An 18,564-nucleotide genomic window follows, 5' to 3' on the forward strand; every position below is an offset into this window, starting at 1 on the left:
TCGATGCGCTAGATTGTCGGGGATATCAGCGAGCGTGACGCCATGAACAAGATCGTCAGGGAGCATTACCCGGTCGCCAACCTTCCCGAGGATCTGCGGGAGGGACTGGCGACTGACGCGACCGTGAAGATCGTCGTTGAGGTGGAAGATGCCGCGATACCAAACGATATCGGCAGATATCCCGGTTTCAAGGATTTCCCGATGGTCGAGCGAAAGCCGATGAGTATTGCAGATACGCTGGAAGCCATCAGGAAATACAAGGCTGAAGGCAGGCCGTCTGTCAGCGTCGAAGAAGCTGTCTCTCGCATACGCGAATTGCGCGATGAATGGGACGATTGATGCTCGGGCTCGGAAAAATCTATCTGGATACGAATATCTTCATTCTGGCATTTGAGAACAACAGCGAAATCAGCGCCGCGTTGGGCAATCTCCTTTCGATAGAAGACCATTCTCAGCGTTTCGCCACTAGCGAACTGACGCTGTCCGAATTGTTGGTCAAGCCGTACCGAGACGGAAATGATAGCGCCATCGACAAATATGAAGGGCTGATTCAAACGAACGAATGGCTCGAAGTGCTTCCCGTTGGCAGGCAGATGCTATGGTACGCCGCGATCCTAAGATCTCAAAACGTGGGGCTGAAGCTTCCGGACTCGATCCATATTTCCACCGCATTCGGAGCCGGCTGCACGCACATGCTCACCGCCGATATGGGGCTGAAAAACATCTACGAAATTACACATTTCCGCTTCGGTCTGACGAAAAGTAGCTCACCTTTAACCGTACTTCGGCCAGACGAAACGACGCTTCGTTCCCTCATCGAAAGCCTTGGCCGATGACAGAGCCGCTTCTTTCCGTCCGCGATCTCTCCGTCGCCTTCCATCAGGGCAGCGATACCTCGATTGCCGTCGACAGGGTCTCGTTCGACATCATGCCCGGCGAGGTGATGGCGCTGGTCGGGGAATCCGGCTCCGGCAAGTCGGTGACGGCAAATTCCATCCTCAAGCTTCTGCCTTATCCTTCGGCAAGCCATCCGTCCGGCCAGATCCTGTTCGACGGCAAGGACATGTTGAAAGCGTCCGAGCCGGAGCTGCGCCGCGTGCGCGGCAACGACGTCACGATGATCTTCCAGGAGCCGATGACGTCGCTCAATCCGCTTCATTCGATCGAGAAGCAGATCGGCGAAATCCTTGAGCTTCATCACGGAATTGCCGGTCAGGCAGTGCGTATCCGCACGCTCGAACTCCTGAACCAGGTCGGTATACGCGAGCCGGAAAAGCGGCTGAAAGCTTATCCGCACGAGCTGTCCGGCGGCCAGCGCCAGCGCGTCATGATCGCCATGGCGCTCGCCAACCGCCCGAAACTGCTGATCGCCGACGAGCCGACCACGGCGCTCGACGTCACCGTGCAGGCGCAGATCCTCGATCTTCTGCGCGGACTGAAGGGCGAGCATGGCATGTCCATGCTGTTCATCACCCACGACCTCGGCATCGTCCGGAAATTCGCCGATCGCGTCTGCGTCATGACCAAGGGCAAGATCGTCGAGACCGGCACGGTGGAGGAGGTCTTCACCAATCCGCAGCACGCCTATACGCGCCATCTGCTCGCCTCCGAGCCGCGCGGCGAGCCGCCGCCGACCGATCCCTCGAAGCCGGTGGTGATGGAAGGCAAGGACATCCGTGTCTGGTTTCCGATCAAGGCGGGTTTCCTGCGCAAGGTGGTCGATCATGTGAAGGCGGTCGATGGCGTCGATCTCGAACTGCGGGCCGGCGAGACCCTCGGCGTCGTCGGCGAATCCGGTTCCGGCAAGACGACGCTCGGTCTGGCGCTCGCAAGGCTCATCTCCTCCAAGGGCCGCATCGCCTTCATCGGAACGGACATCGACAAGTTCTCCTTCAAGGAAATGCGTCCGTTCCGCGACCGTCTTCAGGTCGTCTTCCAGGATCCCTATGGGTCGCTGAGCCCCCGCATGTCGGTCGGCGATATCGTCGCCGAGGGGCTGAAGGTGCATGAACGGTCGCTCTCCGCCGACGGCCGCGACGAGCGCGTCGCCTGGGCGTTGAGCGAAGTCGGCCTCGATCCGGCGACCCGCTGGCGTTATCCGCACGAATTTTCCGGCGGTCAGCGGCAGCGCATCGCGATCGCCCGCGCCATGGTGCTGAAACCGCGTTTCGTGATGCTCGACGAGCCGACATCGGCGCTCGACATGACCGTGCAGGCCCAGGTTGTCGATCTCCTGCGCGACCTGCAGAAGAAGCACGATCTGGCCTATCTCTTCATCAGCCACGATCTGAAGGTGGTGAAGGCACTCGCCAACCACGTCATCGTCATGCGGCTCGGCAAGGTGGTGGAAGAAGGTCCCGCGGACCAGATTTTCCAAGCGCCGAGAGAGGATTATACCCGCGCCCTGATGGCCGCAGCCTTCAATCTGGAAGCCGTCGAAATCGAAGCCATCAACCAGTAATCACAGCAATCAAGGTCAATCAGTCCATGCCTGCCAAACATCCGGTCGTCGTCGATCTTAAATTCGAGCGCCGCGAGATCGATGCCGCACTCGCCAGCGCCTTCACCGGCCGCACCGTGTTGCACGCCTCCGATCCGGGAGCGGAGATTTCAGAGGCGCGCTACGCGGTGATCTGGAAGCCGGACCCGGATCTGTTCCAGCGGGCGCCGAAGCTGGAGGTGTTGTTTTCCGGCGGCGCCGGGGTTGACTATATCCTCACCATGCCCGGCCTGCCGGATATCCCGATCGTTCGTTTCGTGGACGAAAGCCTGACGACGCGGATGAGCGAATGGGTCGTGCTGCAGGCCTTGAGCCACCTGCGGCAGGTGCCGGCCTATCTCGGGCAGCAGCGCGAACGCCAGTGGCGCGAACTCTCCCAGCCGGAAGCGAAGGATCTGACCGTCGGCGTGATGGGCCTTGGCGTGCTCGGCCAGGACGCGGTCCGCAAACTGAAGATCATGGGTTTTGACGTGATCGGCTGGTCGCGCGGCAAAAAGGCCATCGAAGGCGTCGAGACCTTCGACGGGGGCGAACTCGATGCTTTCCTTGCCCGCACCGACATTCTGGTCGGCCTCCTGCCGCTGACGCCCGAGACGCGCGGTATCTTCAATGCTTCGCTGTTTGCAAAGCTTCGCCAGGGCGGCGCCTTGGGCAAACCGGTCTTCATCAATGCCGGACGCGGCGGCAGCCAGGTGGAGAGCGATCTTGTTGCCGCGCTCGGCAACGGCATTCTCGGCGGCGCATCGCTGGATGTCTTCGAGAAGGAGCCGCTCGGTGCGGATAGCCCGCTCTGGACGAAGGACAACGTCATTATTACCCCCCACGCGGCTTCCGCGTCCGATGTAAGGGCGCTGTTTCGCAATGCGGAGACCCAGATGGAACGCTACGAGGCGGGCGACCCCTTGCAGCACGTCGTGGATCGCCGGGCGGGCTACTGAGCCCTCCTGCCGGAACATTCGTTTTCGCTGACCGTTTCTTGTGCATGAGCCGGGCATTCCGGCCGAACAAGGAGCGAAATCATGAACACTCGTTTCGATCCCCAGGAAGCCGAGCCCCGTCATCCGAACCCGATCGGTTCGCCGCCGGTTGTTGAGACCGCTACGGAAGCGCGGCAGGGAAGCTGGGGTGCACCGGTCCTGAAGGTGCTGATTGCCGGCCTTATTCTGGCAATGGTCGCCTGGGCCGGCGCCGAGTGGTACGGTCGGAGCACCGCACCGCCGGACGAACAGACCGCGACGCCGCCAGCCGGAAGCACGGCGCCCGCAAACCCGAATGCGCCACCGACCGCCAATCCTTCTGCGCCGCCGGCCGCCGCGCCACCGGCAACCAACTCGCAATCCGGCAACTGACTGCATCATTCCTGATTTTTTCGGCCGTGATCCCTCGCGGCCGAATTGCGTCTGGACTTACTCTGCATTTTTTTCGATAAAAATGCCCGGAGGTTGATCAGCCGCTGCCTCCATACGCATCGAAATCGGCGGAGCCGGCCCGGAAGGGCCGGGGCAGGGGCAGGCATGACCAAGACCGATATCGCGAGCAGGGTTTATAACCACACCTGGAAGCTCGACCCGATCATCCGCAGTCTGATCGATACGGATTTCTACAAGCTCCTGATGCTGCAGATGATCTGGAAGCTCTATCCGAACGTGGACGCCACGTTCTCGCTGATCAACCGCACGACCAGCGTCAAGCTGGCGGAGGAGATCGATGAGGGCGCGCTGCGCGAGCAGCTCGACCATGCCCGCACGGTCGGCTTGTCCAAGAAGGAGATGATCTGGCTCGCGGGTAACACGTTTTATGGCCGCAAGCAGATCTTCGAGCCGGAATTTTTGAACTGGCTGTCGACCTACAAGCTGCCGGAATACGAACTTTCGAAGCGTGACGGCCAGTACGAACTGACCTTCCACGGCAAGTGGATGGAAACGACGCTCTGGGAAATTCCCGCACTCGCGATCATCAACGAGTTGCGCTCGCGCTCGGCGATGCGCTCGCTCGGTTTCTTCACGCTCGACGTTCTCTACGCGCGAGCCAAGGCCAAGATGTGGGAAAAGGTCGAGCGGCTGCAGGCATTGCCGGGCCTGCGCATCTCCGATTTCGGTACGCGCCGCCGTCACAGCTTCCTGTGGCAGCGCTGGTGCGTCGAGGCGCTCAAGGAAGGCATCGGCCCGGCGTTTACCGGCACCAGCAACGTCCTGCTTGCGATGGACTCCGATCTCGAAGCCGTGGGGACCAATGCGCACGAGCTGCCCATGGTGGCTGCGGCACTCGCAGAGACCGACGAACAGCTGCGCGCCTCCCCTTACCAGGTCCTGAAGGACTGGAACCGGCTTTATGGCGGCAACTTGCTGATCGTGTTGCCGGATTCCTTCGGCACGGCGGCGTTCCTGCGCGATGCGCCGGACTGGGTGGCCGACTGGACCGGGTTCCGCCCCGACAGCGCTCCGCCGATCGAGGGCGGCGAAAAGATCATTGCCTGGTGGAAGAAGATGGGCCGCAACCCTAAGGAAAAGCTGCTGATCTTCTCCGACGGGCTGGACGTCGATGCGATCATCGACACCTACCGGCATTTCGAAGGCCGCGTGCGCATGAGCTTCGGCTGGGGCACCAACCTGACCAACGATTTCGCCGGCTGCGCACCCCACGAGATTGCCGGCTTGATGCCGATCTCCATCGTCTGCAAGGTAAGCGAGGCGAACGGCCGTCCGGCGGTGAAACTTTCCGACAATCCGCGCAAGGCGACCGGAGATCCGGCCGAGGTGGAACGTTATCTGAAGTTCTTCGGCCAGGAAGACCGCGTCGATCAGGTCGTCCTGGTCTAGCCGACTCCTCGAACGGGAACAGGCCCCGCCGGAAGTGGCGGAGCCTGTCTGGGTTGGCTGGCTTAAGGGGAATGGGAGCCTTGCTTACCGAATGACCTGCACTACGGTGTGGGTTTGCGGATCGACGATCACGCGCTGATTGTTGACCACCGTATAGGCGTATCTCGGATTGCTGGGCACCGGTGTGACCACAACACTCTGCGGGAGCGGCTTACCGACAACGATAGGCTGCTCGACGACTACGGAAGCGGTCGGGGCGGGCTGTTCCTCGACGTAGGTGACGACTTCGCGTGGTGGCGGGTCGATCGCGGTACCGGCTACGGCGCCGACGACCCCACCCACTGCAGCGCCGACTGGACCGCCGACGATCGCACCGGTAACGGCTCCGCCGGCTGCACCGTTGACGGTGCCTTGCTGGGCTCCGGCCTGTGTGGCGAAGGAAGCGGCGAGAATGGCGCAGGACGCGAGAATGATCTTCTTCATGGGTCTTCTCCTTTTCGTTCTAACTTCCGAAGGGCTAACCCACCAGTTTTTGAGTGGTTCCTGTCTGCCGGTCACCTTTCGTAAGTGTCTGAAATCTTGAGCGAGGAGGTATTCGGGAGGTGTAGCCATGTTCCGCTCGCCAAAGCTGAGTCGGCAACGTAGCCCTCACAGGCCTCCGTTCGGAAAATCTATCGGCCTAGCGGCCGGCGTTGTGCCCTGATCCCAGGGATCTAGATCAAAAAATCGATATCCGGCCCCGCTCCTATTGCCAAGCGACGATCGGAGTCTATTTGCCTCCTTCAGTCCGGGAGGATCTGCCGTTGGAATATCGTTTCCTGATCGTCGAAGACAGTTTGCTGGTCGCGATGGATATCGAGGACGCCGTCCATCGAAGCGGCCATGACGTCGTCGGAATAGCACCCGACATGACCGTGGCGCTGAACTATACCCGCGACACGGATATAGCCTTCGTGGACGTGCGCCTTGCCGACGGCGAGACCGGCCCCGAGATCGCCAAGGCACTGGCGGAATACGGCATCGTGGTGATCATGATCACCGGCAATCCGGGCCTTGTGGCGGCGGGCGTCTCCGGGGTCCTCGGCGTGATGGCAAAACCGCTGACCGACCAGGCTTCGATGGACCTCATCCAGTTCGCCGTCGATCGCAAGAATGGCCGGCCCGGGGTGCCGCCGGCGCGGCTGCGGCTCTTTCACTGAAAACGGCCTGATCGTCGGGCGGTTCAAATAACTTCTGTCCTTGAGATGACAGGGCCGGATATCCGCGCTATGGGATCGCCCCAGAGCGACAGCGGGTCATACATGCGTTACTTCATCACCGGGACGGCAGGCTTCATTGGTTTCCACTTGGCGCGACGCCTGCTGGAGGACGGCCACGAGGTTCTAGGCTTTGATGGGATGACGCCCTATTACAGCCTGCGCCTCAAGGAAGCCCGCAATGCCGGGCTCGCACAATTCCCTGCCTTCCGCCCGGTCATCGGCATGCTGGAAGACAAGTCGCTGATCGACAAGTCCGTCGAGGATTTCAAGCCGGATGTCCTGATCCATCTCGCCGCCCAGGCCGGCGTGCGCTACAGCCTTGAAAACCCCAAGGCCTATCTCGATTCCAATCTCATCGGCTCCTGGAATATCCTGGAGATTGCCCGAAACTACGGCGTCGGCCATCTGATGCTCGCTTCGACCTCGTCGGTCTACGGTGCCAACCCGGATATTCCCTTCCGCGAAAGCGACCGCGCCGACGAACCCCTGACCTTTTATGCAGCGACCAAGAGGGCCACGGAGCTGATGGCGCACAGCTACGCCCATCTCTACAAGGTGCCGATTACCGCCTTCCGCTTCTTCACGGTCTACGGGCCCTGGGGCCGGCCGGACATGGCGCTCTTCAAGTTCGTCAAGGCGATCATCGAGGATCGCGAGATCGAGATCTACGGCGAAGGCAAGATGAGCCGGGACTTCACCTATATCGACGACCTGGTGAATTCGATCATCGACCTATCCAAGGTCTATCCCGGTGAGGACAATCGCGTCGCGGACATCGATACGCTCTCCCGTCAGGCACCGTTCCGCGTCGTTAATATCGGCGGCGGCCAGCCCTCGGGCCTCATCGACTTCGTCGAAACCATCGAACGGATCATGGGAAAACCGGCCAAGCGCAAGATGCTGCCGATGCAGAAGGGCGACGTGCCGAGAACCTTCGCCAGCCCCGATCTTCTCGTGGCGCTGACCGGCCGCAAGCCGGAGATCGGCCTGGAGGAAGGCGTCAAGGCCTTCGTCCAGTGGTATCTCGACCATCGCCACGAGATCGACTGAGCCGATATTCGCCGAGGCGCCTCAGCCGCGTCCGAACTCGTCGACGATGCGGATGATGTCGTCCTCGCCGAGATAAGATCCGGTCTGCACCTCGATCATCTCGAGCATGATCTTGCCGGGATTGGCCAGACGATGCACTTCGCCCTGCGGGATATAGACCGACTCGTTTTCCCTGACGGTCCGGGTTTCCTCGCCGATCGTCACTTCCGCAGTACCCTTGACGCAGATCCAGTGTTCCGAGCGGTGGTGATGTTTCTGCAGCGAGAGCTTCTTGCCGGGCGTCACGAACAGCCGCTTCACCTGGAAACGATCGCCGTTGAGAACCGACGTATAGCCGCCCCAGGGCCGATAGGAGGTCGGATGGGTTTCGGTCAGCGCCGCGGTCGCCTTGGCCGCGGCGAGCTGCTTGACGATCTTGCCGACGTCCTGGCTGTCTTCCAGTCGGCCGATATAGACCGCGTCCTCGCTGGCGATGACGGCGACGCCATCCAGGCCCTGAACGGCGAGATGGCTGGTGCGCGACATCACCAGCGAATTCCTGGTGTTGATCAGCGTCGTCTTGCCGGAGGTGACGTTGCCGGCCTCGTCGCGGGCGCCGAGCTTCCAGACGGCGTCCCAGCTTCCGAGATCGGACCAGGTGAACGACGAGGGCACGACCGCCGCGTTGGAGGTCTTCTCCATCAGGGCGTAGTCGACGGAGATATCCGGGCTCGCGGCAAATTCCTGCGCGTCGAGGCGGGTGAAATCGAGGTCGCTCGAAGCCTTGGCAAGTGCGGCCCGCGCGGCCGCCTCGACCTCGGGCGCGAAGGTGGAAAGTTCGCTCAGCACCTGACCGGCCTTGAACATGAAGATACCAGAGTTCCAGACAAAGCCGCCGGTCGACAGCATCTTCTCGGCCTCGGCCAGCACCGGCTTCTCGACGAAGCGCTTGACCTTGCAGGCGCCGGAAGGCAGCGCCTCGCCGATCTCGATATAGCCATACCCGGTGGCGGGCTCCGTCGGAGCAATGCCGAAGGTGACGAGCTTGCCGGAAAGAGCCGTCTGTCTGGCAATGCCGATTGCATCGAAATAGCCGGCATCCGCGGTGATCTCGTGGTCCGAGGCAAGCACCTGCAGGATGGCATCCTCGCCGAAGCGGCCTTCGACGAAGGCGGCAGCGACGGCGACTGCCGGTGCCGTGTTGCGGGCGACGGGCTCGAGCAGGATGCCGGAAAGCTTGATGCCGAGCTCGCGGGCCTGTTCTGCCACCAGGAACCGGAAATCCTCGTTGGTAATGACGACCGGAGCCTCATAGAGCTTCGGGTCTGAAACGCGCAACAGCGTCGCCTGGAACAGCGTCTTGTCGCCGATGAACTGGATGAACTGTTTCGGCGCGCTTGCGCGGGACAGCGGCCAGAGCCGCGTGCCCTTGCCGCCGGCCATGATGACGGGGATGATCTTGCTATTCATTCCAATATCTCCGGCAGTTACCGTCCAATTATCGTTCAAGCTTTTGCGGCCCAGGCGCGGATGAGGTTCAGCCCCTCGTGCAACAGGGCCTTCGCCTCGCCTTCCGTCCCGGCTTCCACATAACAGCGCATTTCAGGTGCGTTGCCCGATGGTCGGAAATGCACGATCCGGCCATCTTCAAGCGCCACCCGCAGGCCATCGATATCGCTTTTGGCAGCGACTGTCGAAATCGGCGCGAGGAACGCCGCAAGATTGTCGTCGGATTGCCTGAGATGTGCCATCAGCGCGGCGCTAGTTTCCACGGGAAAATTCTCCAGCCGGTCGGCGGCCGCAAACGGCAGGCGGAAACCGGCGGCGATTTGCGACAGGGGCTTCTTCTCGCGCGCAGCCAGCACAAGCGTCGCCAGCACCGGCAGGAAACTGTCGCGGGTGGGAAGTAGCGAGAGCGTGCCCGTGCCGGTTTCGAAAGGCGAGGCGGTCAGAAGCCCGCCATTCGCCTCGAAACCCATGACGCCCGTCTTGCCGGCTTCGAGTGCTGCGAGCATGCCGGAGATGACGAAAGGCGATCCGACCTTGGTGCGGGCCACGTCGAAATCCCCAGCCGCCTCGATGCCCGAATTGGAGGTGACCGGCGTTACGACGACCTGCGCCTTCAGGAACTTTGCCGCGATCAGGCCTAGAAGGTCGCCGCGCAGCGGTTCTCCCCTTTCGTCGGAAGCCAGCGGCCGGTCGCCGTCGCCGTCGGCAGAGATGATCGCGTCGAGCCCATGTTCGCGCGCCCAGCCCTTGAGGAGGTCAATCGTCTCGATCGAGACCGCTTCCGTATCGACCGGAATGAACTCTTCGGAGCGGCCGAGCGGCACGGCGTCTGCGCCATAGCCCTCAAGAACCCGCACCATGAGATCGCGGGCGACCGTCGAATGCTGATAGACCCCGACCTTGAGGCCGGCGAGCGCGCTTGCGGGTAGCATTGCCATATTGCGGGCGAGGAACAGCGCCTCGGCTTTGGCCGAATGATCCGGCGCTTCGCCGGGCGTCGTGTCGATCTCGCTTCTGTCCAGTTCGGCAGCGATCGCGGTGATCCGCATCTCGTCCTGTTTGTCGATCTCGCCGTCGGGTCGATAGAACTTGATGCCGTTGCGGTCCGCGGGGATATGCGAGCCGGTGATCATCAGCGATGCGGCCTTGAGCTGAAGCCCGTAGAGCGCCAGCGCCGGCGTCGGCACCGCGCCGCAATCGATCGGCGAAAGACCGACGCGCTTCAGCGCCCCGATGCAGGTGGCGGCAATGTCGGGGCTAGACGGGCGGAAATCGCGGCCGACCAGCACGGCATCACCGGGTTTTGCCGCGCCCGTTTCCAGGAGGTGCCGGGCAAAGGCCTGGGTGTAGAGCGATGAAGCCCGCCCCTCCAGGTCAGTCACAAGGCCCCGAAGACCGCTCGTTCCGAATTTCATGCGCTACCCATCAAAGGAGACTCCAAGGATGACCGTCCTAGTTCATTTCCTATGAAGATAAAGTTGAAATTGGCAATACCCCAAATCGGCGGTGTAGCGCCTAAGCTCATTCCGCAAAGCTTGGCGAGCCAGTCGAAATGATGTTATCCTTTACGGCATGATCAGGCCTTGCTCCGGATATTTAGGCCCTGTTCTTGAGTTCGGCTGCTTCGGATTCGAAGCTTGGGAGAGCCGTCATGGAAGCGAATGTCGTAAAGAGCGTCGCCTTCGTGGTGCCGATTGCCGGCCTTGCGTTTCTCATGGCCGTGGGCGAGCCGGCCGACGAGGCGTGCCCGGGAAACCTCGCGTTTGAGAAATCCCGCCAGCTCGTTGAACAACGCCCCGATATCGTCGATGTCGCCTGGGGCAATCTTCGCTGGATCGCCGATTGCCGGTTCTCCATTGGCGGCCATGCCGACATCAACACCGACAAGGGCCTGGACCGCAGGGATTTCGAGCTCGTGATCGCTTTCGATCCGCAGCTGCGCCGATGGCAGCAGGTCAGCTTTTCGATCTCCCAATAATGCAGAGTGCGCCGCGAACCAGCCGATCCCGCAAGCCATGTCGGGGGCTAGCGGGTCGGGATCGATTTATCTGCCTCGACAGACGCGTGTCGTCTTGGTGACCCACCGCCCATGATGGCGGTACTCGACGCTCCGGACCCTGCAGTGCGGACGGTAATGGTGCCTGGAATACTGCCGGTAGTAGGGGCGATGGTAGCGATGGTACGGCCGATAGTGGTGTCCGGGCCGATATCCTCGATCACCAATCGTTATGCTGAAACTATCGGCGAGGGTCGGGGCCGCGGTCGTGGTAAGACATCCAAGCCCGATGATGCAGGCGGCAATGAACTTTTTCATTTTCTCCTCCTTCGGATTGGCCGCTGGATTGGCGGTTTCCGTGAAGGTAGGCCGCGGAAAATGAACGAAGGCTGAGGGCCGTGTTCATGTTCCGTGAGAGTTGCCGGCCGCAGCAGAGCGTTCCGGTGAAAACTCCACCCATATCGACAGCGCGACGCCCTGCGCCGTCGTCGTCCGTCTCAAGCAGCCCGGCCCGATCTGGTGCGGGATTGCCCCCGATTGTCGATGCGGAACAGATTGACGATCTCGGCCAGGGCCTCCATTTCCCGGCTTGTCCTCTCGGTGGAGGCTGAAAGATCACCGACGAGCCGGTTGCTATGGGCATTGAGCTCGTCGAGATCTTTCATCGCGCTCGACAATTGCCGAAGGTTGGCACTTTGGTTGTTGCTCTCGCTGGTTATCTGGCTGGAAAGCGAAGAGACGAACGCGATGGACGAGACGATCTGGGAAAATTGCTCGCTCGCCTGGCGGACCAGTTCGGCGCCCGCCTTCACCTCCGCCTGGCTTTTCTGAATGAGCGCTTTGACTTCGTTGGAAGCATTGGCGGTCGACTGGGCGAGAGAGCGCACCTCGGTTGCGACGACCGCGAACCCCTTCCCGCTTTCGCCTGCACGCGCGGCTTCGACCCCCGCGTTGAGCGCCAGCAGGTTTGTCTGGAATGCGACATCCTCGATGACCCCGATGATTTCGGAAATCTTGCCGGAGGAGACGGTGATCTGGGCCATGGCGCTTTCCGCGCCGTTCATGACATGGCTGCCGTTTTCAGCCATCTGGCTGGTATCCGAAATCACGCTGGTGGCCTCACCCGCACGCTTGGAGTTCTGGCCGACGGTTTCGGCAACAGCGTTCGTTGTCACAGCCGTTGTCTGAAGCATCGACGACTGACGCGTAGACCGCCCGTTCAATTCGGTGGTTCCGCGCAGAATCTCGTCGCTGGATGCCGAGACGGACGCGCAAGCATCGGCCAGTCGTGACACGACCGCCGATAGACGGCTCGTCACCGCGTTCGCATTGTCCTGCAGCTCGGCAAATGCGCCTTTGTGGACACCTTCGAACTGGATCGTCAGGTCGGCATTGGCAAGCGCATCGAGAACGCGGCTGGTTTCGTTGAGCCCGCCTTCGAAGCTCGATATCAGCGTATTGAGGCTCTGGGCCAGCTCGTGATGTTCGGGACGGTCGAACGGGCCGTTGACCCGACCGGAGAAATCGCCCTCGGTGGCCTTGTTGACGACGCCGCGCACCTGGCTCTGCAGCAGCCGGGCTTCCGCCGAGACATTGGCGAGACTGGCGGTCTGGGATTGCGCTTCCTTCTCCAACGTATCACGCATTCGGGCATTTTCACGGAACACGGCCAAGGCATCGATCATGGCGCGAATTTCCTTGGCGCCCCGCCGTTTTGGCACGACGACCTCGATGTTGCCGCCCGCAAGCAGCTTCATCGACGCGGTGATCCGCACGATCGGACCGGCAATCCGCTGGGCGACGAACAGCAGAATGACGACGCCCACGACCGCGAGTGCGGCGGCGGTCGTCAGTTCGTTGCGGATCTCGGTCTCAAGCGCGTCGCCGGCTGACACAACCCTGTCGGATGCTGCCTTGTCCACGACCGTGTTGATGTCGAGGATCTTTGCCAATATGGCCGTGCGCGAGCGGGTAAGCTGCTCGGCCGTCGGAATAGCGTTCGCCCGATCGAGTCCGAGCATGATGCGCACGTTGCTGCGCCATGCAGCGTGCAGTTCGGTGAGATTTTTGACGTTGTCGGAAACGGCAGGCGACAGCGAATTGCGGCTGAATTCGGCAAGCGTCGTCTCCAAGGCGCCATTTGTCGTGTCAAACCGCTTTTTGACCTCTTCGACCGAAACAAACGTCGTCATCGCCAGGAGATTTGCGACCACGCCCGACACATTCTCGAACTGTGCTCCGGTCCTTGCCGCCAGCGTCTTGGCGGCAATCGCGTCTTGCACGACGCGTTCCACATGCGCCTGGCCGTCGATCGCCTGCGATCCGACGAGAGCGGCAGCTCCAAGGCCCGCGAGAATGGAGAGAATGAGGGGAAGAAGGATCTGGAATCGGACTGAAAGTGCCATGGCGTGCTACTCAGTTTGGTAATGTCGGCAGGAGCAAATCCTGCTGCTCGGGAGTGAGGGTCTTCAGGAAAGCGATCAGGTCTTCCCGCTCGCGATCAGTCACGAAAAATGGGGATATATGATCCGAGCGGGACGGGCTTTCGAGACCGCCGCTTTCGTAGTGGGCAATCACGTCCTCCATGGTCGCCAGGCTGCCGTTATGCATATACGGGCCTCGATAGAGAGTGTTGCGAAGGCTGGGCGTCTTGAAAGCATACAAGGCTTTGGGATTGTTCGGCTCCAGCTTGGCGCGCCCTATGTCGCCTGTGGGCAGCCCGGTATTGTGAAACTTGTGGTCGGTGAAATTCCAACCCGTGTGACAGACGGAGCAATTTGCCTTTCCGGTAAACAGTTCGAACCCCCGTTTGGCACTGTCTGAGACCGCTGCCTGGTCGCCGTCCACCCAGCGGTCGAACGGCGACCACGCGGAAACGACGGTTCGTTCATAGGTCGCGATCGCCGCCAACAGCGTCTCCTGGGTCGCGCCCTTGTCCGGGAATACCTGCTTGAACCAGCTGTCGTAGTCGGAAATGGCGCGCAGATCGGCAACAATCTGGTCAAGCTTGCCATTCATCTCCGCGGGCGCCGTGATTGGTCCTGCGGCTTGCGCCTCGAGCGTCGGCGCACGGCCATCCCAGAACAGGGAAGTGGTCCACGCAACGTTCAGAATTGTCGGTGCCTGCCGGGACAGATGCGTGTTGGCTGCACCCACCGGCGTCTTGACCGGCACTTCGAAGCCGAACGACGGATTGTGACAGCTGGCGCAGTTCATGTTCTTCGCGCCCGACAGGCGCGGATCGAAAAACAACATCTTTCCGAGCGTCGCCAACTGCAACGAATATGGCGTCACCTTGTCGAAGGGAATTGCGAGAGGTCGCTTGAAATCGGCAAGATTGCCAGCTGTCGCGCCTTGCAATGACACGGCTGAGAAAAGGGCGATGCAGAGAACCGAACGGCGCATGGCTGAATTATCCAGAAGGTGAACTTAGCGCTCGAAGACCGGACTAACCTGGTTGGGGCCATCCGGTTGTCGTCTGGAAGGAAAGTAACCAAAAAGAGTAAAATCTTTGCATAACGAATTTCTAACTCAACCTATTATTGAAAAATTGGCAATTGATAAGAAACGGCCTCAACCCGGCGTCCGTGTTGGGCGGGTCGTATATCCAGTTTGAAGAGCCTGACATGCCTCAGTTCAAGGGCATCGGCGATGTGCATGCTTGCGTCTTTTGTCTTCGATCCCCGGATGGCGATACGGCTGCAGGCACACAACCGATGCCGGAGTAACCGGAAAACTCCTTGGATGATGGCTCGAATAATTTCTGGAGATTTCGCGATGGTTCCGCGGAATGAGGCCGCTGCTCTGCCCGTACAAGCGGGGATGCAGGGCAATCGAGGGCATCAGCCCCCGGCCCGAAGATACGCAACAGAAAAAGTTATTTAAAAAGCCAATGGCGGACAAGGTGGGATTCGAACCCACGGTACGCTTTCACGCACACACGCGTTCCAGGCGTGCGCCTTAAACCACTCGGCCACCTGTCCTTGGTTGCTTTGCGTCGTCTGAGAAGCAAAACGTTGGAACGGCCGCGATATATACCGATCAATTCCCCGGGATCAACCCGAATCTGAACGTTTTTTGACAGTGGGCGGGAAAACCTTCTTGGCCGCGTTGCCAAGCCTCGGCGCGCGGACTATTTCTTCTGCCATAAATGCCGTCGTGCTGCAGGCGGCGCGACCGTGATCAACGACGCGGGCTTGTTCGGAATGGCAGTCATACGGTTCGTCTTCCATTTGCTCAGCGGGCTTGCGCTGGCTGCCGCGATCGTTGCCGGCACGCTGGATTCCATCCAGTCTGTGTCGTCCTCGTCGGTAGTGCTGACCAGCCTTGGCAACGCCTGGCTCAATCTCGATCCGGAAAGCCTGACGCTCGCGGAATTCGTCGTGAGCACATATCTCAGTCAGGATATCTGGCGGCCCTTTGTGACCCCGGTGCTGGCGCAGCCGGCATTCGTTGTGTTCCTGGCAATCGCCCTGATCTTCTGGATGGCCGGATACAGCAGGCCGCATTTCGCAGGGCGGTTTTCCGCCTGAAGAGGCTGGTCGCGCCAGTTCCCCCGCGTCGCGCCTAAAGCCGCCTGTTTGTGCAGTTTTTCCACAACATTGTCGAAGTTTTCAGCAGGTTCGTTGTTTTTTACCAGTTGAAAAAAATCTCGTGAATTTTTCCGAAACCCGTGCAAGAGTGACCGAAGCCAGACCCTTGAAGAAAAAGGGCCGGTGGCCGCAGACATGCCCGGAGAACGGGATTGCGGGGGGACCTAACAGCTAAAAAACAGGGCTGCACGATGAAGAAAACCCTTTTGAGCCTCATTGCCATGGCTGCCATGTCGGCAACCGCGCTTGCCGCGGATATCAAGCCGGCGCTGGTCTATGGCACAGGCGGCAAGTTCGACAAATCCTTCAACGAAGCCGCTTCCGTCGGCGCCGAAAGGTTCAAGAAGGAAACGGGGATCGACTTCCGGGATTTCGAACCGACCAGCGACACCCAGGGCGAGCAGGCTATCCGCAACTTCGCAAGCCGCGGCTTCAACCCGGTGGTCGCCGTATCGTTCGCCTGGACCTCGGCCATGGAAAAGGTCGCGGCCGAGTTCCCGGACACCAAATTCGCGATTGTCGACTCGGTCGTCAACCTGAAGAACGTCCGCTCCATCCTCTATAAGGAGGAAGAAGGTTCCTACCTCGTTGGCCTTCTCGCCGGCATGGCGTCGAAGACCGGCAAGGTCGGTTTCGTCGGCGGCATGGATATTCCGCTGATCCGCAAGTTCGGCTGCGGTTATGTCCAGGGTGTCAAGGCGGCCAAGCCCGATGCGCAGGTCTTCCAGAACATGACCGGCACGACCGGTGCTGCCTGGAACGACCCGGTCCGTGGTGGCGAGCTCACCAAGAACCAGATCGATCAGGGCGCCGACGTCGTTTACGCGGCTGCCGGCGCAACTGGCCTCGGCGTGCTGCAGACCGCTGCCGACAACAAGAAGCTGTCGATCGGCGTCGACTCCAACCAGAACCACCTGCATCCGGGTTCGGTTCTGACTTCGATGGTCAAGCGCGTCGATCTCGCCGTCTACAATGCCTTCAAGGACACCAAGGAAGACAAGTTCACGGCCGGCATCCAGGCTCTCGGCGTCAAGGAAGACGGTGTTGCCTACGCGCTCGACGACAACAACAAGGCACTGATCACGCCTGAAATGAAGACCGCTGTTGAAAAGGCCAAGGCCGACATCATTGCCGGCACCATCAAGGTGCACGACTACATGTCGAACAAAGCCTGCAACAAGTAAGGTCGGGTTTCGAGGGGCGCAGGGCGATGATGATCGCCATGCGCCCTTTTTGCATATCAGGCGGAAGGGCGAACCATTGAGCCTCGATTCTCCTAAGGAGCACGCGATCGAGCTTGTCGGCATCGACAAGAAATTCGGTACGGTACACGCGAACAAGAACATCAATCTGACGGTCGCCAAAGGCTCGATCCACGGTATCATCGGGGAGAACGGTGCCGGCAAATCGACCCTGATGTCGATCCTCTATGGCTTCTACCAGGCCGACCATGGGGAGATTCGCATTTCCGGAAAGCCGGTGACGATCCGGGATAGCCAGGCAGCGATCGCCGCGGGCATCGGCATGGTGCATCAGCACTTCATGCTGGTCGAGAATTTCACCGTGCTGGAAAACGTCATGCTCGGCGCCGAAGGCGGCCAACTCCTCGCCAAGGGCGTTGCGAGCGCCCGCAAGGAACTGAAGCGGCTGGAGGACGATTACGGCCTCGAGGTCGATCCGGATGCTGTCATCGAGGAATTGCCGGTCGGCAACCAGCAGCGCGTCGAAATTTTGAAGGCGCTCTATCGCGGCGCTGACATCCTCATTCTTGACGAGCCGACCGGGGTGCTGACCCCGCCGGAGGCCGATCATCTGTTCAAGGTCCTGCGCGTGCTGCGCGATCAGGGCAAGACGATCATCCTCATCACCCATAAGCTGCGCGAGATCATGGCGATCACCGACACGGTGTCCGTCATGCGCCGCGGCGAAATGGTCGCGACCCGCAAGACCGCCGAAACGACCGTCGAAGAGCTCGCCGAACTGATGGTCGGCCGCCGCGTCCTGCTGCGTGTCGAAAAGGGAGCCGCCCATCCGGGTGGGGTCCTGATGTCGGTCAGGAACCTGACGGTCAAGGACAGCCGCGGCGTCACCATGGTCGACGACGTCTCCTTCGACGTGCGGGCCGGCGAAATCGTCGGCATCGCCGGCGTCGCCGGCAACGGCCAGTCCGAGCTCCTCGAAGCGATCGCCGGCATCCGTAAGCCGTCGTCCGGCGAGATCTTCATCGATGGCAAGCCCGTCGCCGGGGTCGATCCGGCGGGCCTGCGCGATCTCGGGCTTGCGCATATCCCCGAAGACCGCCATCACATGGGCCTGGTCTTGAAATTCGAGGAATACGAAAACTCGATCCTCGGTTATCACCGCGATCCCAGATACGGCCGGGGTCCGCTCCTGGACCTCGATGCGATGCGCAAGGATGCCGAGGAGAAGATCGGCAAATACGACATCCGCCCGCCGAACCCGCGGCTGCGGACCGCCAATTTTTCCGGCGGCAACCAGCAGAAGATCGTCGTGGCGCGCGAGATCGAGCGCGATCCGAAAATGCTGATCATCGGCCAGCCGACCCGCGGCGTCGATATCGGCGCCATCGAATTCATCCACAAGCGGATCATCGAGATGCGCGATGCCGGCAAGGCGGTGCTGCTGGTCTCGGTCGAGCTGGACGAGATCCGCTCGCTCTCCGACCGTATCCTGGTGATGTTCGCGGGCAAGATCGTCGGCGAAAAGTCGGGCGAGGCGGGCGAACAGACGCTGGGCCTGATGATGGCCGGGATCGCCGCATGATGTCTGGAGTAATGACGCTTTCAGCAATGACCCATCCGGAGCATGGAATGATCGGACTTTCGGCGGCGGCACCGCG

At 60.9% G+C, this 18,564-nt stretch carries 17 protein-coding genes and 1 tRNA gene; 12 read left to right on the forward strand and 6 right to left on the reverse strand.

Going from position 1 to position 18,564, the window contains the following annotated elements; translation table 11 throughout:
* Nucleotides 1-42 precede the first annotated feature (42 nt).
* From ACSQ3G_RS21665 to pncB, 6 genes are all read left to right on the forward strand, one after another.
* Entirely contained in the window at nucleotides 43-339 is a 297-nt protein-coding gene (locus ACSQ3G_RS21665; protein WP_105424678.1) for a hypothetical protein, read from the forward strand.
* On the forward strand, nucleotides 339-836 hold the full coding sequence (locus ACSQ3G_RS21670) for a type II toxin-antitoxin system VapC family toxin (RefSeq protein WP_105424832.1): 498 nt from the start codon (nucleotides 339-341) through the stop codon (nucleotides 834-836). Before ACSQ3G_RS21665 ends, ACSQ3G_RS21670 begins: the two co-directional genes overlap by 1 nt.
* The gene (locus ACSQ3G_RS21675) at nucleotides 833-2,461 is read left to right on the forward strand and encodes an ABC transporter ATP-binding protein (protein WP_436111493.1); all 1,629 of its coding nucleotides are present in this window, start codon (nucleotides 833-835) and stop codon (nucleotides 2,459-2,461) included. The genes ACSQ3G_RS21670 and ACSQ3G_RS21675 overlap by 4 nt, the downstream gene beginning before the upstream one ends.
* Nucleotides 2,462-2,487: 26 nt before the next feature.
* Nucleotides 2,488-3,438 carry a 2-hydroxyacid dehydrogenase gene (locus tag ACSQ3G_RS21680; RefSeq protein ID WP_436111494.1) on the forward strand — a complete coding sequence of 317 codons (951 nt, stop codon included), beginning with the start codon at nucleotides 2,488-2,490 and terminating at the stop codon, nucleotides 3,436-3,438.
* A gap of 81 nt (nucleotides 3,439-3,519) precedes the next feature.
* Nucleotides 3,520-3,849 carry a hypothetical protein gene (locus ACSQ3G_RS21685; protein WP_436111495.1) on the forward strand — a complete coding sequence of 110 codons (330 nt, stop codon included), beginning with the start codon at nucleotides 3,520-3,522 and terminating at the stop codon, nucleotides 3,847-3,849.
* A gap of 165 nt (nucleotides 3,850-4,014) precedes the next feature.
* A complete protein-coding gene (gene pncB / locus ACSQ3G_RS21690; protein WP_436111496.1) occupies nucleotides 4,015-5,319 on the forward strand; it encodes a nicotinate phosphoribosyltransferase in 1,305 nt (434 codons plus the stop codon).
* 84 nt (nucleotides 5,320-5,403) lie between these two features.
* Here the strand turns inward: pncB and ACSQ3G_RS21695 are convergent, their stop codons facing one another.
* Nucleotides 5,404-5,802: a DUF1236 domain-containing protein gene (locus tag ACSQ3G_RS21695; protein ID WP_105402348.1), complete on the reverse strand. Its 399-nt coding sequence runs from the start codon at nucleotides 5,800-5,802 to the stop codon at nucleotides 5,404-5,406.
* 320 nt (nucleotides 5,803-6,122) lie between these two features.
* On the opposite strand from ACSQ3G_RS21695, the gene ACSQ3G_RS21700 reads away from it, so the two are divergent.
* Together ACSQ3G_RS21700 and ACSQ3G_RS21705 are read left to right on the forward strand one after the other, a co-directional pair.
* Nucleotides 6,123-6,518: a response regulator gene (locus ACSQ3G_RS21700; RefSeq protein WP_046667243.1), complete on the forward strand. Its 396-nt coding sequence runs from the start codon at nucleotides 6,123-6,125 to the stop codon at nucleotides 6,516-6,518.
* A 102-nt stretch (nucleotides 6,519-6,620) separates the two neighbouring features.
* Nucleotides 6,621-7,628: an NAD-dependent epimerase/dehydratase family protein gene (locus ACSQ3G_RS21705; RefSeq protein ID WP_436111761.1), complete on the forward strand. Its 1,008-nt coding sequence runs from the start codon at nucleotides 6,621-6,623 to the stop codon at nucleotides 7,626-7,628.
* A 21-nt stretch (nucleotides 7,629-7,649) separates the two neighbouring features.
* Here ACSQ3G_RS21705 and ACSQ3G_RS21710 read toward each other — a convergent pair whose 3' ends face one another.
* Together ACSQ3G_RS21710 and ACSQ3G_RS21715 are read right to left on the reverse strand one after the other, a co-directional pair.
* Entirely contained in the window at nucleotides 7,650-9,077 is a 1,428-nt protein-coding gene (locus tag ACSQ3G_RS21710) for a mannose-1-phosphate guanylyltransferase/mannose-6-phosphate isomerase (RefSeq protein ID WP_436111497.1), read from the reverse strand.
* Nucleotides 9,078-9,112: 35 nt separating this feature from the next.
* Entirely contained in the window at nucleotides 9,113-10,531 is a 1,419-nt protein-coding gene (locus tag ACSQ3G_RS21715) for a phosphomannomutase (protein ID WP_436111498.1), read from the reverse strand.
* A gap of 236 nt (nucleotides 10,532-10,767) precedes the next feature.
* On the opposite strand from ACSQ3G_RS21715, the gene ACSQ3G_RS21720 reads away from it, so the two are divergent.
* A complete protein-coding gene (locus tag ACSQ3G_RS21720; RefSeq protein WP_436111499.1) occupies nucleotides 10,768-11,094 on the forward strand; it encodes a hypothetical protein in 327 nt (108 codons plus the stop codon).
* A 515-nt stretch (nucleotides 11,095-11,609) separates the two neighbouring features.
* On the opposite strand, the gene ACSQ3G_RS21725 is transcribed toward ACSQ3G_RS21720, so the two are convergent.
* From ACSQ3G_RS21725 to ACSQ3G_RS21735, 3 genes are all read right to left on the reverse strand, one after another.
* Nucleotides 11,610-13,517, reverse strand: coding sequence for a methyl-accepting chemotaxis protein (locus ACSQ3G_RS21725; protein ID WP_436111500.1), 1,908 nt, complete (start codon nucleotides 13,515-13,517; stop codon nucleotides 11,610-11,612).
* Nucleotides 13,518-13,527: 10 nt separating this feature from the next.
* Nucleotides 13,528-14,517 carry a cytochrome-c peroxidase gene (locus tag ACSQ3G_RS21730; protein WP_436111501.1) on the reverse strand — a complete coding sequence of 330 codons (990 nt, stop codon included), beginning with the start codon at nucleotides 14,515-14,517 and terminating at the stop codon, nucleotides 13,528-13,530.
* A 488-nt stretch (nucleotides 14,518-15,005) separates the two neighbouring features.
* Nucleotides 15,006-15,095: transfer RNA gene (locus ACSQ3G_RS21735), tRNA-Ser, on the reverse strand.
* Nucleotides 15,096-15,317: 222 nt separating this feature from the next.
* Here ACSQ3G_RS21735 and ACSQ3G_RS21740 point away from each other — a divergent pair.
* From ACSQ3G_RS21740 to ACSQ3G_RS21750, 3 genes are all read left to right on the forward strand, one after another.
* Nucleotides 15,318-15,644 (forward strand): hypothetical protein, encoded by a 327-nt coding sequence (locus tag ACSQ3G_RS21740; protein ID WP_105402484.1) that lies wholly within the window; start codon nucleotides 15,318-15,320, stop codon nucleotides 15,642-15,644.
* A gap of 251 nt (nucleotides 15,645-15,895) precedes the next feature.
* Complete coding sequence (locus ACSQ3G_RS21745; protein WP_046602960.1) at nucleotides 15,896-16,888, forward strand: BMP family lipoprotein; 993 nt, start codon at nucleotides 15,896-15,898, stop codon at nucleotides 16,886-16,888.
* Between the two features lie 76 nt (nucleotides 16,889-16,964).
* The gene (locus ACSQ3G_RS21750; RefSeq protein ID WP_436111502.1) at nucleotides 16,965-18,488 is read left to right on the forward strand and encodes an ABC transporter ATP-binding protein; all 1,524 of its coding nucleotides are present in this window, start codon (nucleotides 16,965-16,967) and stop codon (nucleotides 18,486-18,488) included.
* The last annotated feature ends 76 nt before the right edge of the window (nucleotides 18,489-18,564 follow it).

The organism is Neorhizobium tomejilense, from assembly GCF_964254135.1.
In the GTDB taxonomy this organism is placed as follows: domain Bacteria; phylum Pseudomonadota; class Alphaproteobacteria; order Rhizobiales; family Rhizobiaceae; genus Neorhizobium; species Neorhizobium tomejilense.